Below are 16,281 nucleotides of genomic sequence, written 5' to 3'. Positions count from 1 at the left end.
GCCGTTCAGAGGGGCCGCTCAGAGGGGCCGCTCAGAGGGGCCGCTCAGAGGGGCCGTTCAGAGGGGCCGCTCAGAGGGCTGCCAGGTTGGCCCTGACGCCGCCTGCCGCGGGGTGGCGCAGATCGGTGAGGATGGCCAGGGCGGCCTGCCACGCCTCACGCGCGGCTTCGTGCTCTCCGGCATCCCGGTACACGGCGCCCAGCCGCTCCAGGGAGGACGCCTCGAGATATCGCAGGCCCATGAGGTTGCGCAGCTCCACCGCGCGCCGATAGGCGCTGATGGCCTCCTGGAACTGCCCGAGCCGGTGCCTGGCGTACCCGATGCTGTCCCAGGCCGCGGGCTCGCTGCGGCGGGATCCCGTCCCCGCCAGTCGCTCGACCGCGCGCTGACAGTACTCCAAGCCGCGCTCGTAGTGACCGAGCTGCATGTGGCACCAGCCGACCGAATTGAGCGTGATCGCCTGCCCCCGGGCGTCACCCACCGTGCTGAACAGCTCGAGCGCCCGCTCGGCGTGGACCAGGGCTTCCGCGGTCCGTCCCTGCTTGTTGAGCTCGTAGGCGACCAAGCGCATGGCATGCGCTTGGTTGTGAAGATCGCCCACCTCGCCGAACAGCTCGACCGCGTGAGAGGTGTACTCGAGCGCTTCCTCCATACGTCCCAGGTTGCTCGCCGCGCTGCCGAGGCTGTGATATGCATGGGCCTGAGCGGACGGATCGCTCAGCCGCTCGGCGGCCCGGGCCGCCGTCCGATGGACGTCCAGCGCCTCCTCCTGATAGCCACGGGCGTCGAGGAAGTCCGTCAGCGCCCAGGCCAGTTGCCAGGCGTGCGTGTCGAACCCCGACCGCGCCGCCGTCTCGACCGCGGCCAGCAGAGCGCGATGCTCGGTTCTCAGCCAGGCCTCGGCCTGCTCCTTGTCGGCGAGGTGTGTCTCCGGGACGCCGGGCAGGGGCGGCTCCACCACGATGCTCTTCCTCAACGGTGCGATCAGCCGGTAGGCGGCATGAGCGGTGTGGAGGTAGTAGTCGAGCACCCGCCGCAGGGCATCGCGGCCCTCGCCGGCGTCCTCGTCGGCGAGTTCGGTGGCGTAGGCGTGCAGGAGGTCGTGGAAGGCGTACCGTCCGGGTGAGGTCTCGGTGAGGAGATTGGCGCCGACCAGCTCGGCCAGCAGCGTCCCGGCAGGGGCGCCGGTGAGCGCGGTGGCCGCGTCGAGACCGGCCTCGCCGCTGCCAGGGTGCATGGCGAGCATCCGGAACAGCCGGGCCGCGCCGTGACTGAGGGTCTTGTAGGACCAGGAGAAGATCGCCCTCGCGTCGACGGCCGCCTCGGGGCCGGTGAACGCGCGCAGGCTGCCGTTCGCGCGCCGCAGTTCGGCCGCGATGGACGACAGGGTGAAGGCGCGGTTGGCGGCGGCGCGGGCGGCGACGATGGCCAGCGCCAGCGGCAGCCGCGCGCACAGGGCGATGATCTCTTCGGCGGCGTCCGGTTCGGCCGCCAGCCGGGCGGCGCCCAGCCGCCGCGTCAGGAGGTCGCGTGCCTCCTCGGCCGAGAGCAGGTCCAGAGCGAGCGCGTGCGCGCCGTGCGCGGCGACGAGGCCGAGCAGGTGGTTTCTGCTGGTGACCAGCACGAGCGCGCCCGGGGTGCCCGGCAGCAGCGGCGTCACCTGCGCGGTGTCGCGGGCGTTGTCGAGCACGATCAGCATCCGCCGCCCGGCCAGCAGGCTGCGGAACAGCGCGGCGCGCGCGTCCAGGGCAGACGGGACACGCTCGGGCGGCACGTCGAGGGCTTCCAGAAATCCGTGCAGGGCGTCGGCCGGGGCCAACGGCGCCTCGGCGGGGTCGAAGCCCCGCAGGTTCACGTAGAGCTGGCCGTCGGGGAACCGGCCGGCGAGCCGGTGCGCGACGTGGATCGCCAGCGTGGTCTTGCCGATCCCGGCCATGCCGCCGATCGCGTTGATGAGGACGGTGTGAGGCGCGCCGGGCACCAGGTCGAGCAGCTCCGCGACCTGGTCGTGGCGGCCGGTGAAGGACGCCAGGTCCACCGGCAACTGGGCCGGCACCACCGCGGGAGGCGCGGGCGGGGCGAACTGTGCGGAGGGAGCGGGTCGCGCGGGCTGTGCGGGGGGAGCGGCCGGCGCGGACAGGAGGGCGGCGTGCGCCGCCGACACCTCGGGACCCGGATCGACCCCCAGCTCCTCCACGAGCCGGTCACGCAGGGTGTGGAAGACGGCGAACGCGGCCGCCTGCTGGCCGGTGGCGGCGAGTATCCGGATCAGCCTGGCCTGCAGCGACTCGTCCAGCGGGTACGCCTCGGCCGCCCGCTGCACCGCCACCAGTGCTCGCTCCGCCACTCCGGCACGCAGGGCCAGGTCCGCCGCCTGGCGCACCGCGCTCACGTACTCCCGCTCCAGCGCGACGAACATCGGATGGATGCGGACGTCCGCCTCCACGTTGGCCGCCACCGGCCCCCGCCACAGGCCGAGCGCCTCCATCAGCAGACGCACGCGCAGCTCGGGGTCTCCCTCCGCGTCCGCGCCCAGGGCTCGCTCCACACCGTTCCGGAACACCAGCAGGTCCACCTCGGCCGACGACGCCTCCAGCCGGTATCCGCCCCCGCTGCGCACCAGGAGAGTCCCCTCCGAACGCGGCGGCAACCCCGGGTCGAGCAGCCTGCGCAGTTTGCCGACGTAGCGCTGCGCGATGTTGACCGCACTGGCCGGGGGATCGTCGCGCCAGAGCACGTCCACGATCTCCTCAACGGTCACCGCCCTGCCCGAGCCTGCGAGCAGCAGCGCCAGCACGGCCCGCTGTTGTGGCGGCCCGAGCTCTAGTTCCGCCCCGTTTCGCCAGGCCCGCACGGGCCCGAGCACCGCGAAACGAAGACCACGACTGGACCGCTCCATACCACCCCGCCCTGCGATACGGCCACCGCCTCCCGGACACCGCACCACAGGGTACAACCGCGCATAACAGAAGGTCGGCGCGGGTTTGCCGGCACTCGGCTCGCCTCCCGCGCGGCACCTGCGGCGGCCGGCGGGCACGTCCCCGTCCCGTGCGGCCCGGGAACAGCGAAGGCCACCACGAGGAAGGAAACGGCCGGCCGAGCCGGGCTGGGCAGCGGGCTGCTGACCCGGCTCCTGCTGCGCCGCCCGCCGGCGCCGCCCAGGCACTGACAGGCCAGAAGTAGGGCGCTGGCAGGCAAGACACCCTCCTCGATCACCCCTACTGTTCGTTCAGGCCGTGGTGTTCCCCCCCGATGCCCGTGTCCCGCGCGTCGTACCTCACGGCCGCGTGACGCCCAGCGCGGCACCGGCCGAAGCGTCCGCCATCCAGGCGAACCACGCATCGCACTCCCTTACCCGTACGAGCCGGCCCGAGCGCAGCCGTCCGCGCCTGCGGCAGCGAACCTTGATCCCGGGCCGGTATCGGCCGATCCAACCACCTCGACACACACAGAGAGAGTTGTGCCATGTCCCGTCCTGACAGCCCCACCGTCGTCCTGGTCCACGGCGCGTTCGCCGACGCGTCCAGCTTCGCCCGCGTCATCCCCCAATTGATCGCCCGCGGCCTCGACGTGCTGGCCCCTGCCGTTCCCAACCGCAGCCTGCTCGGCGACTCCGCCTACATCGCCTCGTTCGTCCGGCAGGTGCCCGGTCCGGTGATCCTGGTCGGCCACTCCTACGGCGGCGCGATCATCACGGTCGCCGGAACGGAGGACAACGTCAAGGCGCTGGTCTTCCTGGCCGGCTACGCCCTGGAGGAAGGCGAGAGCCTGGGCGAGCTGCAGGGCCGCTTCCCCGACTCCGACCTTGCCGGCGCGCTCGTCCACACCCCGTTCCCGATCGAGGGCTCCACGGAGACCGGAACCGACGTGTCGGTCCAGATCGACAGGTTTCCTGCGGTCTTCGCCGCCGACGTCGACCCCGGCCTCGCCGCTGTCCTCGCCGTCTCCCAGCGCCCGCTGGCTGCGCAGGCCTTCAGCGAGAAGGCCCCCGCGGCGGCCTGGAAGACCAAGCCGTCCTGGGGCCTGGTCGCCACGGCCGACCGCACCATCAACCCCGACGTCGAGCGTTACGGCTACGAACGAGCCGGCATGACGACCGTCGACGTCGACTCCTCGCACCTCGTGATGCTCGCTCATCCCGAACGGGTCGCCGGACTGATCCTCGACGCCGTCCGGGCCACCGCCCACTGATCCGCCCGCCGCGCCCGGCCTCGGCCGGCATCACACCCAGCCGATGGCCGGCGATCGCGGCACGCACGATCGCCGCGCGCCGACATCCGCCCACCTCACAACGGCACCTTCACGCCCTCCAGCACGCGCATGAAGGCCCGCGACCATTCAGGCAGGTCCGGCCAGCCACGGCAGGAGACCATCGCGCCGTCCACCACGTCGGGGGCGTCCACGAAGGTCGCGCCGGCCATCTCCATGTCGGCCCGCAACGGCGGGAACGCCGCCGTGGTACGGCCGCGCAGCAGGCCGAGCGCGGCCGGCACCTGCGGGCCGTGACAGATCGTGCCCACCGGCAGGCCGTGCTCGAAGAAGTGGCGCACGATTCGGGCGACGTCGGGATCGGTGCGGATGTACTCCGGCGCGCGGCCGCCCGGGATCACCAGCGCCTGGTAGTCCTCGGGGCGCACGTCGGCAAACGCGAGATCCACCGGCAGCTGATGGCCGGGCTTCTCCGTGTAGGCGTCCCAGCCGGGCTCGAAGTCGTGCACCACCAGCTTCACCGCACGCGTGGTGGGGGCGGCCACGATCGCCTCATGACCCCCTTCCCGGAGCCGGAAGACGGGGTACATGGAGTCCAGCTCTTCCGCCGCGTCGCCGGTCAGAACAAGCACTCGGGCCATGACTCACTCCTGTTCTCCCACGGTGGATCTTAGTTCGCGCGGGACGGGAATGGCAGACCCCGCCGGAGAAGGCGACCTTCTGATAGGTCCAGCCTTCCGCGAGCGACTCCCTGACCAGCCGCACGCGTCGCCCGCATCGTGACCCCCCGCACGCCGGGCGTCACGATGCGACGTCCACCACGACCTTGCCGACCGCGCCGCCCTCCACCGCCCGGTGGGCGTCGGCGGTGCGGTCGAGCGGGAAGCGGATCAGCGGCAGGCCGTGCTCCTCGCCGACCGGCAGGGCGCCGTCGCGGACGGCGGCGGCGACGTCCTCGACGGCCGCGGCACGCGCCTCCGGGCCGGCTGTGTAGAGGACCAGGAACTGCAGGCGCGTGTTGAGCACCATGGCCCGCGGCACGTCGAGTCCGACCGGCTTGCCGCCGTCGTTGGCGTAGGTCGAGATCGTGCCGCGCGGCCTCAGCACGGCCAGGTCCAGGGCGAGGTTCGCGCCCAGCGCCACCTCGGCGACGATGTCGACGCCGTCCGGGACGATGTCGCGGATCTCGGCGGCCGGGTCGCCGCCGCGGTAGTTGATCACGTGGTGGGCTCCGGCGGCGGTGGCCAGCCTGGCCTTGTGAGGGCCGCTGACCGTGGTGATCACGATGGCGCCGGCCCAGCGGGCGAGCTGGATCACCGCGTGCCCGACCGCTCCGGCCCCGCCCGCGGCGAGCACCACCTTGCCGGCGAGCGCCCCGGGCCGCAGCCGGCGCGGCCCGTCGTCGGCGACGGTGAGCGCACGGTGTGCGGTGAGCGCGGGGACGCCGAGTGCGGCGCCGAGGTCGAAGCCGGCCTCCTCGGGCAGCGGCACGGCCCGTTCGGCGGGCACCACGGTGAACTCGGCGGCGGTGCCGGTGGGCCGCCCGGCGGCGGCCATGAGCAGCCAGACCCGCTGGCCGACCCGGCTCCGGTCGACCCCCTCGCCGACGGCGTCGATCGTGCCGGCCCCGTCGAGGTGCGGGGTGACCTCGGCGAAGTGCTTGGGGTGGCCGGCGCCGGAGCGGGCCTGCCAGTCGGTCGGGTTGACCCCGGAGACGGCGACCCGGACGCGGACCTCGCCCGGGCCGGGCACGGGCAGGTCACGGTCGACGAGCCGCAGAACGTCGGGGCCGCCGTTGTCGAGGTAGATGATGGCCTTCAAAGGGATGTCCTCGATACGTCAGGTTGTTCGGGGGCAGGTGCGCCGGCTGCCGTCAGCCGATGGGGACCTCGCTGGAACGAGACTCGATGGCATCGAGGCCGGCGAGGGTCGCGGCGTCGAAGGCGATCTCGCTGACCGCCATGTTGGCCTCCAGATGGGCGGCGTTCGCGGTGCCGGGGATGAGCAGCACGTTCGGGGCGTGGTGCAGCAGCCAGGCGAGGGCGACCTGGGAGGGCGTCACGCCCGAGGACTCGGCCACGGCGTGCACCACCGGCTCGTCGGTCGCCTTGGGCAGGCCGGGGAAGGCGCCGCCGAGCGGGAAGAACGGCACCCAGGCGATGCCCTCGGCCGCGCACAGCCGCAGCAGGTCCTCGTCGTCGCGGGAGACGAGGCTGTAGGCGTTCTGCACGCAGACGATGCCGGCCGGCAGGGCGCGGCGCAGGCCGTCGAGGGTGACGCTGCTCAAGCCGATCGCGCCGATCTTGCCCTCGTCACGCAGCGCGGTCATCACCGCGAGCTGGTCGTCGAGGTCGACGACCTGGTCGCCCTCGGGACGCAGCCCGGGGCCGGTGTCCAGGCGCCGGAGGTTGACCACCGGTAGCTGCTCGACGCCGAGGCTGCGCAGGTTGTCCTCGACGCTGGCGCGTAGCTGCTCGGGCCGCTGCGCCAGACGCAGCGGTACGGGCCCGCCCGGGTCGGGATCGGCGCCGACCTTCGTGACGATCAGGACGCCGTCCTCGGGACGCAGCGCCTCGCGGATCACGTCGTTGACGAAGCCGAAGCCGTAGAACTCGGCGGTGTCCACGTGGTCGACGCCCAGCTCGACGGCGCGGCGCAGCAGCGCGACGGCCTCGCCGCGGCGGTCGTGCAGGCGTTCGAGCTGCAGCGCGCCGTAGCCGATCCGCGAGACGGTGCGGCCGGCGAAGGGAGCGGTCGTGGTGGTCATGATGCGGGCTCCTCGGTCGTTGATCTGAGGGCGAGGTACAGCAGTTCGGCCTGGTAGAGCGCCATGACCCGGTGGGCGATCGGGGCGGCGAGCTCCCGGGCCCCCGACGGCTCGTGGTGCTCGACCTTGACGAGCCAGGCCGTGACGCAGTCGTGCAGCATCGCGCGCATCCGGTCGGTCATGTCGACGACGATGTCGCGGATGTCCGGGTCGGTGGTCGCCTCACTCCAGGTCTGCACGCCGACCCGGGCCTCGGCGGGGTCGATCGCGGCGATCAGGCGGGCGAGCAGTTCGTCGGGATCGGGCGGTACGTCGTCCGCGGCGTACTCGCCGATGACGCCGGCGCGCCTGGCGAGCACCTCGCGGGCGGCGGCCCGGACCAGCTCGGCCTTGTTGCGGTAGTGCGCGTAGATCGAACCGGCCGAGAGGCCGGACTCGGCGATGATGTCGGCGATCGAGGTCTGCTTCAGGCCGGTGCGGCCGAAGCAGCGGACGGCGGCCTCGGCGATCTGGGCACGACGAAGTTCCTTGCGCGCGCTGGTGAGTCGCGGCACCACACCCCCACAAAGAAAATGATCATTCTGTTTGGGGGTGTCACTCTAACAGAATCACCGTTCTTTTTGCTGTGAGGCATCGAGTTGCCGCGGATGCCGCTCCAGGACGCCTGGCGTGAGCTTCGGCCGGCCACCGGCGGCCCCGGCCGTTCCCCGCGCGGCCCTGCGACGCAAGCGGCGGACGGCCACCACCGCGCCCATGGACGACAGGCCGGCGAGGCAGAGCCAGGCGACGCCTTCACCCACCCACAGGCCGTACGGGGTGGACCGCCCCTGGACGGGCACCGTGACCGTCATCGTGTGGTCCGTGGTGCGGGGGTCACCGGTGAACCAGCTCGCCTCGTACCCGATCGCCCTGCCCTGGTGGTCGACGGCCAGTGACGTTCCCCGCCGGGTGGACCGGATGACGCTCATCCCGTTCTCCACGCCGCGCAGCACCGCCTGCTGGGCGAGCGCGTCCGTGACCTGCTCCCAATCGCTGGAGGGCAGGAGCAGGATGTCCGCCCCGGCCTGCCCGGCCTGCCTGACCAGCGGCATGAAGTTGGCGTCGAAGCAGATGACGGTCGCCAACCGGCCGTACGGCGTGTCCGTCGTGGGCACCACCCCAGGACCGGGCACGTTGCCGTCGCCGACCGGTGTGGACGTCTTGAGGTAGTTCCAGACCACCGTGCCGCCGGGGTCGATCATGATCGCGCGGATCTCGACGTTGGGACTCCGCTCGCCGGACAGCAGGTAGACCACCCCGATCTGGAGATAGACGCGCTCCTGCCTGGCGACCGCCCGCGCCCGTTCGACCACCGCCGCCCCTTCCTCGGCGAAGTCGTAGGCGGCTGCCTCGGCCCACACCACGATCTTGGCTCCCGACCTGGCGGCCGTCACCGTACGGGCGAACATGTCGTCCAGCGTCGGAGCGAAGTACCGTCGTCTCAGCTCGGCGCGCTCCGCCGCGCTGCGCGGCCCTGGCCTGATGCCGGCGGCCACGGCGGCCTCGTCGGCCGCCCGGTTCGGCGCCAGCGCGGCCAGCCGGACGGTCGAGCCGGCCGGCGGGTCGAACGCCAGCCGCGCCCCGCCCAGCAGGTGCACGGCCGTCAGGGCGCAGAGCCACACGACGGCGCTGCGACCGGCGGCCCGCAGGTCGAAGCCGCGCTCCCACAACTCGTTGCCCACCGAAGCGGTCCAGGCGAGCAGGAACGCGAGCCCCCACAAGCCGGTCACCGACACCGATTGCAGGAGCGGCAGGTTTCCCACCTGGGTACCCGCAGGATGCCCCATCGTGCCCATGTCGCCGGTGCTGAACAAGTACGCCACCGCGACGTCGGCCATCGGGAAGACGAGGGTACGGGGCAGCCCGCTCAGCCGCCGGCCGAGCAGCCCGTCCACCGCGTACGCCACGACGCCGAGGACCCCGGCGCCGACGGCCATGATCGCGACCTGGTCGACCGGCATGGCGCCGCGGAAACTGATCGCGGTGCTGACGGCGATCGCGACGGTCAGGGCCGGCAGCGCCCAGCGGGCCCGCGTGGTCCGGGTGAAGCGCAGCAGCAGCACCGGCGCCACCCACGAAGCCAGCGGAATGGTGGTCTGCAGAAGGGTGAACGGCAGCAGGGCCGTACCGGCGAGCAGCCAGAGCCACGATCTCATCGGTCCCCCCGCTCCGCGCGTGGCGGGACGGCCTGGACGAGCAGCAGCTCGCCGTCCACGTCCCACAGCAGGTCGAGTACGGCCCGCAGCGCGGCCTGGTCGACGGCCAGGGCCGGCATCACGGTGCGGGCGCCGTCCGACTGGACGACCACCGCTCCGAACCGGCGGCGCAGTTCGTCCGTGAGGCCGCTCGGGAGGACCCCGCGGACCTCCACCCGGTAGTTCGTCGTCATGTCGAGCTCTTTGTTCGCATGCCGCGCAGCATCGCGGGCACCGGGGGGAGCGCACACCACCCAGGGCCGTGGTCCACCCAGGGTGGAGAGCGTCAGATCAGGCCGAGGTCGCGCCCCTGCCGGACGGCTTCCGCGCGGGACGTCACGCCGAGCTTGCGGTACAGGCTCTTGCTGTAGCCCTTCACCGTGTTCATCGACAGGTAGAGCTCGGCGCCGATCTCCCGTTGGCTCAGCGGGCCGCACAGGGCACGCAGGATGGAGCGCTCCCGGTCGGTGAGGGGTTCGACGGGCCCGCCGGCCCGTCCGGTCACGGCCGTCGGGTCCCGCCCGGCACGCCGGCGCGTCTCGGTGAGTGCGGCGGCCACCGCAGGTAACACCGGGCCGGTCCGCGCCGCCTCGCCTGCCTCGGAGAGAGCGGCCGACGCCGCCCGCCGGTCCCCGCGGGCCAGCTCCAGCTCCGCCAGGGTGACCAGGGCCCGGACGATCTGGGTCGGATGACCGGTGATCTGGGCCAGGTGCGCGGCGTGCAGGAGCAGATCCCTGGCCTGGATCAGACGCCCGTCGCGATGGGCGACGACGCCCTCGGCCAGCCGCAGGAAGACGACCGCCGGCGCGGCGGCCTCCCCGAGCTCGGCCTCGATCGCCGCGACCTCGGGCAGCACGCCGCGCAGCAGCACGCGTACGGGCTCGATGTCGGTCCGGTTCGACAGGGACATGGCGAGCAGGCCGGTGGCCTGGAGCCGGGTGAACGCGGGCAGGCCGACCGCCGCGGCGCGCCCCACCGCCTGCGCCAGCACCCGCGCCGCGTCGTCGTGGTGGCCCGTGCCGGACAGCACGCTCCCGAGAGCGATCCGGGAGATCACCCAGCCGGGGATCTCCGGATCGACCTCCAGCTCCACGGAGCGGCGGGCCATGGCGAGCAGTTCCTCCGGGGTCCAGCCGTCCTGGGCGTACACGGCGCGCAGCGTCAGCACCGCCGCGTGCCCGGACCGCCATCCGGCCGCGGGGGCGGTGCCGGCGGTGATGGCGGCCTCGGCGAGGTCGAGCAGCGGGGCCACGCGGTGGAGGCGGCCGGTGAAGCCCGCGGCCGAAGCGAGCGAGATGGCCAGCCTCGGATCGGCGCGTACGACCTCCGCGCCGAGGCCGTCACCGAGCCGCAGGAAGGCGCCGATCGCGCCGCGGGCCAGGAAGTCGTCGTCGGAGGCGGCCAGCAGCTCCGCCGCGGCCCGCCGGTCACCGGCCGCGATCAGATAGCGGATCGCCTGCTCCTGCTCCCCGCTCTTCGCGCACCACTCGGCGGCCCGGCGCAGGAGCCGCGGAGCCGCGTCAGGAGCCACCGTGGCCAGCTCACGGCGGAGAGCTCCGCGGAACAGCCGGTGATAGCGGTACCAGAACCGCTGGAAGTCGAGCGGGACGAGGAACAGATCGGCCCGCTCCAACTCGGCCAGCACCAGGTGGGAGCCCGCGCGTTCCAGGACGGCGTCGCAGAGGGGGCCGCACAGTTGCTCCAGCACGGAGGTGCGGAGCAGGAAGTCGCGCTGCCCGTCGCCCAGGCCGTCGAGCACCTCGCTGGTCAGGTAGTCGACGACGTGCCGTTCGTCGCCGCCGGGCGGCCCCGCGCCGGCCGCCGGGGCCGCCCGGAGCGCGAGCGCCATCAGCTTGATCCCGGCCGCCCAGCCTTCTGTCCTGTGGACCAGGGCGGCGATGCCATCGGTGTCGAGGGCGTCGCCGGCCACGTCGTTGACCAGGCCGGCCGCCTCGTCGCCGGTGAAGCGCAGCCCCGCCGCGCGGATCTCGGCCAGCTCTCCGCCCGCCCTGAGCCTGGCCAGCGGCAGCGGCGGGTCCAGCCGGGAGGCGACGACCAGGCGGAAGGAGCGCGGCAGGTAGCCGAGGAAGAACTCGACGGCCTCGTGGATCCGCCGGTCGCGCAGCACGTGGTAGTCGTCGAGCACGAGGGCGTGCCGCCCGATGGTCATCGCGTCGAGGTCGTTGAGCAGGCTGGGCACAGCCACCTCAAGGGGGTCGATCTCGGTCACGCGCAACGCCTTCAGCGCCGCGCCGCCCAGCGCCGGGTTCACCGTACGCAGGGCGGAGACCAGGTAGGTCCAGAAGCGGTGCGGCTCGTCGTCGGAGTCGTCCAGGGTGAGCCACGCGACGGCGGGGTCGCCTCGCCGGGCCCAGTCGGCGAGCAGGGTGGTCTTCCCCCAGCCCGCGGGGGCGACCACGACCGCCAGGCGCCGGGAGTCGTCGTCGAGCAGCGCGGTCAGCCTGCCTCGGCCGACGGTGCCAGGACGGACCGGCGGGACCAGCAGCTTGCCGTTGACGAGCGGGTGCGCGAGTCCGGATGGGGCGGCCGACGGCTCGTCCTGCAGCGCCATCTGGCCTCCGCTTGCACCCGGAACAGGTGGATGTCGCCCATTGTGTCACCCCCTTGCCGGCATCAGGCGGGCTTGCCACGCGCCGGTGGGAAAGCATGGGGGAACTGCGGCCGCTCGGCCTTCCGGCGGGTCATCGGCCGCTCGCCAGCACCTCGTCCATGCCGCCCTCGGCACGCCAGCGGCGCAGCAGCTCGTGGAAGGCGACCGGGCCGGGCCCGTACGTCATGCTGACCGGGCGGGGCTTGCCCTCGTTGTTGTAGTAGCCGGGCGTGCACTCGGCCTGGAACCGGCTGTTGTCCGGCGACAGCTCCCGGATGGTGGCCACCCACGCCTCCTCGGCGTCCTTGCTCGGCTCGACCACGGCGACGCCACGCCGGCGGGCCTCGCGGACCACGGCGCCGATGTGGCTGGCCTGCTCCGTCAGGATGTGCACGAAGTTGACCGCGGAGGCGTTCTGCAGCGGGCCCAGGTGGAACAGGTTCGGGAAGCCGTGGCTGTAGAAGCCGTGCAGCGTGCGCGGGCCCTGCCGCCAGGTGCCGAGCAGCGGCGTGCCGTCGCGGCCGTACACCGGAAGGGCGCCGGAGACGATCCCGGAAACGCCGGCCTCGAAGCCGGTGGCGAAGATGACGCAGTCGACCTCGTACTTCTGATCGCCGACCACGACCGCCGATTCGGTCATCGCGGTGATGCCGCCGTGGTCGGCGGTGTCGACCAGGGTGACGTTGGGCCGGTTGAACGTCTGCAGGTAGTGGTCGCTGAAGGTGGGCCGCTTGCACATGTAGCGGTACCAGGGCTTGAGCAGCTCCGCGGTGGCCGGGTCGGTGACGATCTCGTCGACGCGGGCGCGGATCTCGTTCATCTTCTGCAAGTCGGCGATCTCGTCGAGGTACGCGCGCTGCTCGGGCGGCAGGTCGGTGTCGACGGTGCCGGCCATCAGGTTGCGTTGCAGCCGCGCGGTGCTGGTCCAGCCGTCGCCGATCAGGTCCTGCTCGGCGCGCCCGCCGGTGACGACGGTGAGGAAGTTGTCCATCCGTTCCCGCTGCCAGCCGGGCTTGAGGGAGGCGGCCCAGGCCGGGTCGGTGGGGCGGTTGTCGCGTACGTCGACCGACGAGGGGGTGCGCTGGAAGACGTACAGGTGCTGGGAGTCGCGCCCCAGGTGCGGGATGACCTGGATCCCGGTGGCGCCGGTGCCCACGACCGCGACCCGCTTGCCGGCGAGCTTGTGCAGGCCGCCGTTCTGGTCGCCGCCTGTGTATCCGTAGTCCCAGCGGCTGGTGTGGAAGGTGTGCCCGCGGAACGTCTCGATGCCCGGGATGCCGGGCAGCTTCGGCTGGGCCAGGGTGCCGGCGGACATCACGACGTAGCGGGCCCGGAAGTCGTCGCCGCGGTCGGTGCGTACCTGCCATTCGTCCGCGGCGTCGTCCCAGCGCAGCTCCGTGACGCGGGTGTGGAAGAGCGTGTCGCGGTACAGGTCGTACAGTTCGGCGATCGCGACGGCGTGCCGGCGGATCTCCTCGCCGGGCGCGTACCGCATGGTGGGGACGTAGCCGACCTCTTCGAGCAGCGGCAGGTAGACCGATGACTCGATGTCGCAGTGGATGCCGGGGTAGCGGTTCCAGTACCAGGTGCCGCCGAAGTCGCCGGCCTCGTCCAGCATCCGGATGCCGTCCACGCCGGCCTGGCGGAGTGCGGCGCCGGTGAGCAGCCCGCCGAAGCCGCCGCCCACCACCAGCGCCTCGACCCGGTCGCGGACCGGTTCCCGCTCGGCCCGTTCGGTGTACGGGTCGGCGGCGTAGTAGCCGAACTCGCCGCGGGCGCCCCGGTACTGGGCGTTGCCATCGGGCCGCAGCCGGCGGTCGCGCTCGTGGCGGTACCTGGCCCGCAGCGCGTCCGGGTCGAAGCCCAGCTCGGCGACGGTGAGGTGGGCAGGCGGCGGCGAGGAGTGGTCCATGGATGCCCTTCCGATCAGGGAGCCGCTGAGTCATCGCCGCGCCTGGGGAAGCGGCACGGAAATCATCGGCGCAGGACCGATCGGACGGGGCGGCGTGCTGCAGCGGCGGACGATGATCGCCCCGTCTGAGGAAAGCTAACCGAAGGTGGAAAATTAAGTCAAATGATTGTTTTGGTGCTCGGTTGCCGGGGCCAGGTACAGCCCCTCGACGGCATCGATCAGCTCGGCGGCCGTGGCCGACCACGCTGCCCTGGCCGCGCCCGCGTCGGCCGGCAGCGTGCGCTCGCGATGGGCGCAGGTGTGCACGAGCAGCGTGCGTGCCATGTCGTCGCGCCGGCGGCGCAGCTCGGGCGGGAGCGCGGGCAGGCAGCGGTGCAGGCCCTCGACGACCGCGTGGAAGCGGGGCGCGTCGTGCAGGCCCGCGGCCGCCAGCTCGCGTAGCTGCGGTTCCGTCATGATCTGAGCGGCGAGCCTGGCATACCAGCTCGGGGTGCCCAGGCTGCTCAGATGCTCGGTGAACGGCAGCACGACGCAGGCGACCCAGTCGTGCAGATCCGTGCTGTCACCCCTGGACCGCAGCAGCCGCTCGCGGATCCGCTCCATCTGCGTGGTGTGGTGCTCGACGATCGCCCGCAGCAGGTCGGCCTTGGTGCCGAAGTGATAGCCGACCGCGGCGTTGTTGCCCTGGCCGGCGGCCTCGCTGATCTGGCGGTTGGAGATCGCGAACACCCCGTGCTCGGCGAACAGGCGTTCGGCGGTCAGCAGGATCCGGCTCCGGGTCTGGCCCGCCTTCGGCGTGACCCGGTCGGCGGCGGGTTCCGTGCGCGCCGCCGGTGCCGTTCGGATGGCCGCCGTACCCGCCGCGGCCAGCGCGAACATCTCGTCCAGGATCTCGAACAGCTGCGCCGGGCCACCCTCGCAGTCCCACGCCGTGAAGCTCTCCCGGACACAGACCAGCGCCATGCTGCTCATCGCCCTGGCACGCAGGCCGATGACTCCGCGATCGTCGAGCCAGTGGAGGATGGACTCCTCGAAGTGCATGTTGGCCAGCAGAAGGAAGCGGTTCAGCTCGGGCTGGCCGGCCAGGATGCGCCGCCGCGCGGACACCGTCCGGAACTCCGCGGTCAGGTACGCCTTGAGCGCCCTGGTCAGGGCGGCCCACGGGTCGGTGCCCGCCTCCCGGGCGAGCAGCTCCGCGACCTGGGCCGCTTCGCCGGGGGCCGGGTCGAACAGGGCTCCCGCCTTGGTGTCGAAGTGGTTGAAGAAGGTACGCCGGGACACTCCGGCGGCCGCCGCGATGTCGTCGATCGACACGGCGGCGAAGCCGCGCTGCTCGAACAGGGTCAGGGCGGCCTGGCGCAGGCGGTGCCAACGTTCGGCCCTGTCCGCTGCGACAGCGGGCCGGATGCCGGGGGACGTGGAGCTCACCCGTAGACATTAGGGCCTCTGCGTCCACGGCGCATCTGCACTCAGTGCAAGCAACGTCCTTTCGCCTTCTCGCCGTGGGGCCGCGGCTGGGCATGGGGTGGCCGGATGAGGCCAAGGCGCTGATTACGGTGGGCTCCGTTCGTTGCCGGAGGGGCGGGAGTGACCCGACGTCCCGCTGGACGAGCGCGTCGAGGTGTCGGTTCAGACGCCGTTGATCTCGCGTCTGAAGCTGCGCGCCAGGCCGGGGCGGCGGTGTGGGCCCTTGGTCGCGGCGGCACTCGTGACGTGTGATGGCCGGGTGTCCGATGTTGGACACAGGCTGTATCTGGCGGATTCGTACCAGCGGCGGAGGATGAGCAGAAGGCGGCCCCGGTCGGGGTCGCCCACCGCCGAGAGAAAGCCGCGACGTTCAGCGATCGTGATCCGGCCAGCGTCTCCCAGCGCAACTCGAAGGATGTCTCATGACAGGAACTCGCCCTGCCCTGCCCAACGCCACCACGCCGGAGTTCCAGGCCGAGGCGCTCGCCGAGGCCAACGCCTACCGCGCCAAGCACCACGCGCCGCCCATGGTCATGGACCCCGAACTCAACGCCTACGCCCTGGAGCGGGCCCTGTCCCGCTCCGAGCAGGAAAAACTCGCAGCTGGGCACACCGGCCTGCGCACGCAGACGGGGGAGAACATCTTCTGGGGCGGCGACGCCGAAGCCCTGCCCGGATCGAGGGCGGTCAAGAAGTGGTACGACGAGATCTCCGCCTACGACTTCGCCGCCGCCAAGTTCTCCTCCGCCGCCGGCCACTTCACCCAGCTGGTCTGGAAGGCCAGCACCAAGGTCGGCATCGCGCGCGTCGCGGGGCAGCCCGGTGAGTACTTCGAGACCTACATCGTGTTCGTCTTCGAGGAGCGCGGCAACATGACCGGCGCCTTCGCCGACAACGTGCTGCCCGCCTGACCGAACGCCAGGGCCGGCCGTCCGAATGCCGGTGAGCCGGCCGGGGACAAGGCGCCGGCGTGCCCTCATCGCGGCGCACGCCGGCGTCCCTGTGCGGGCTGCTCGCCGGCCGCGTCACCCCTGGCCGGGCGGCCGGCAGATCGGCGACGATCTCTCGTACGGGATCTCGA

At 72.5% G+C, this 16,281-nt stretch carries 13 protein-coding genes; 3 read left to right on the top strand and 10 right to left on the bottom strand.

The features are described from left to right. Positions 1-70 precede the first annotated feature (70 nt). Complete coding sequence (locus tag AB0I79_RS36685) at positions 71-2,854, bottom strand: BTAD domain-containing putative transcriptional regulator (protein ID WP_357883511.1); 2,784 nt, start codon at positions 2,852-2,854, stop codon at positions 71-73. A 611-nt stretch (positions 2,855-3,465) separates the two neighbouring features. Here AB0I79_RS36685 and AB0I79_RS36680 point away from each other — a divergent pair. After that, a complete protein-coding gene (locus AB0I79_RS36680; protein WP_357883508.1) occupies positions 3,466-4,191 on the top strand; it encodes an alpha/beta hydrolase in 726 nt (241 codons plus the stop codon). A 95-nt stretch (positions 4,192-4,286) separates the two neighbouring features. Here AB0I79_RS36680 and AB0I79_RS36675 read toward each other — a convergent pair whose 3' ends face one another. From AB0I79_RS36675 to AB0I79_RS36640, 8 genes are all read right to left on the bottom strand, one after another. Then, positions 4,287-4,850 (bottom strand): DJ-1/PfpI family protein, encoded by a 564-nt coding sequence (locus AB0I79_RS36675; protein ID WP_357883505.1) that lies wholly within the window; start codon positions 4,848-4,850, stop codon positions 4,287-4,289. A 160-nt stretch (positions 4,851-5,010) separates the two neighbouring features. Next, the gene (locus tag AB0I79_RS36670) at positions 5,011-6,030 is read right to left on the bottom strand and encodes an NADPH:quinone reductase (RefSeq protein WP_357883502.1); all 1,020 of its coding nucleotides are present in this window, start codon (positions 6,028-6,030) and stop codon (positions 5,011-5,013) included. A gap of 52 nt (positions 6,031-6,082) precedes the next feature. Next, positions 6,083-6,976, bottom strand: coding sequence for an aldo/keto reductase (locus tag AB0I79_RS36665; RefSeq protein ID WP_357883499.1), 894 nt, complete (start codon positions 6,974-6,976; stop codon positions 6,083-6,085). Next, positions 6,973-7,530, bottom strand: a complete 558-nt coding sequence (locus tag AB0I79_RS36660) for a TetR/AcrR family transcriptional regulator (RefSeq protein ID WP_357883496.1) — start codon at positions 7,528-7,530, stop codon at positions 6,973-6,975. The genes AB0I79_RS36665 and AB0I79_RS36660 overlap by 4 nt, the downstream gene beginning before the upstream one ends. 54 nt (positions 7,531-7,584) lie before the next feature. Next, positions 7,585-9,171, bottom strand: a complete 1,587-nt coding sequence (locus AB0I79_RS36655) for a nitrilase-related carbon-nitrogen hydrolase (protein ID WP_357883493.1) — start codon at positions 9,169-9,171, stop codon at positions 7,585-7,587. After that, on the bottom strand, positions 9,168-9,404 hold the full coding sequence (locus tag AB0I79_RS36650) for a hypothetical protein (protein WP_357883490.1): 237 nt from the start codon (positions 9,402-9,404) through the stop codon (positions 9,168-9,170). The genes AB0I79_RS36655 and AB0I79_RS36650 overlap by 4 nt, the downstream gene beginning before the upstream one ends. A gap of 92 nt (positions 9,405-9,496) precedes the next feature. After that, positions 9,497-11,782 (bottom strand): LuxR C-terminal-related transcriptional regulator, encoded by a 2,286-nt coding sequence (locus AB0I79_RS36645; protein WP_357883487.1) that lies wholly within the window; start codon positions 11,780-11,782, stop codon positions 9,497-9,499. Positions 11,783-11,912: 130 nt separating this feature from the next. After that, entirely contained in the window at positions 11,913-13,733 is a 1,821-nt protein-coding gene (locus tag AB0I79_RS36640) for an NAD(P)/FAD-dependent oxidoreductase (protein WP_357883484.1), read from the bottom strand. Here AB0I79_RS36640 and AB0I79_RS36635 point away from each other — a divergent pair. Continuing rightward, complete coding sequence (locus AB0I79_RS36635) at positions 13,732-13,872, top strand: hypothetical protein (RefSeq protein ID WP_357883481.1); 141 nt, start codon at positions 13,732-13,734, stop codon at positions 13,870-13,872. The genes AB0I79_RS36640 and AB0I79_RS36635 overlap by 2 nt on opposite strands. Positions 13,873-13,886: 14 nt before the next feature. Here AB0I79_RS36635 and AB0I79_RS36630 read toward each other — a convergent pair whose 3' ends face one another. Next, positions 13,887-15,161 (bottom strand): TetR family transcriptional regulator, encoded by a 1,275-nt coding sequence (locus AB0I79_RS36630; protein ID WP_357883478.1) that lies wholly within the window; start codon positions 15,159-15,161, stop codon positions 13,887-13,889. Between the two features lie 461 nt (positions 15,162-15,622). Here AB0I79_RS36630 and AB0I79_RS36625 point away from each other — a divergent pair, with 461 nt between their 5' ends. Next, on the top strand, positions 15,623-16,111 hold the full coding sequence (locus AB0I79_RS36625; RefSeq protein WP_357883475.1) for a CAP domain-containing protein: 489 nt from the start codon (positions 15,623-15,625) through the stop codon (positions 16,109-16,111). Positions 16,112-16,281: the final 170 nt, after the last annotated feature.

It is taken from the genome of Nonomuraea sp. NPDC050202 (assembly GCF_040656115.1).
Taxonomy (GTDB): Bacteria; Actinomycetota; Actinomycetes; order Streptosporangiales; family Streptosporangiaceae; genus Nonomuraea.
This window is presented reverse-complemented; position numbering and strand designations above follow the sequence as displayed.

Coding starts and splice junctions, on each gene's coding strand:
- AB0I79_RS36655 (WP_357883493.1), bottom strand. CDS start 9,171: ATGAGATCGTGGCTCTGGCTGCTCGCCGGTACGGCCCTGCTGCCGTTC.
- AB0I79_RS36635 (WP_357883481.1), top strand. CDS start 13,732: ATGGATGCCCTTCCGATCAGGGAGCCGCTGAGTCATCGCCGCGCCTGG.
- AB0I79_RS36675 (WP_357883505.1), bottom strand. CDS start 4,850: ATGGCCCGAGTGCTTGTTCTGACCGGCGACGCGGCGGAAGAGCTGGAC.
- AB0I79_RS36650 (WP_357883490.1), bottom strand. CDS start 9,404: ATGACGACGAACTACCGGGTGGAGGTCCGCGGGGTCCTCCCGAGCGGC.
- AB0I79_RS36640 (WP_357883484.1), bottom strand. CDS start 13,733: ATGGACCACTCCTCGCCGCCGCCTGCCCACCTCACCGTCGCCGAGCTG.
- AB0I79_RS36625 (WP_357883475.1), top strand. CDS start 15,623: ATGACAGGAACTCGCCCTGCCCTGCCCAACGCCACCACGCCGGAGTTC.
- AB0I79_RS36645 (WP_357883487.1), bottom strand. CDS start 11,782: ATGGCGCTGCAGGACGAGCCGTCGGCCGCCCCATCCGGACTCGCGCAC.
- AB0I79_RS36680 (WP_357883508.1), top strand. CDS start 3,466: ATGTCCCGTCCTGACAGCCCCACCGTCGTCCTGGTCCACGGCGCGTTC.
- AB0I79_RS36665 (WP_357883499.1), bottom strand. CDS start 6,976: ATGACCACCACGACCGCTCCCTTCGCCGGCCGCACCGTCTCGCGGATC.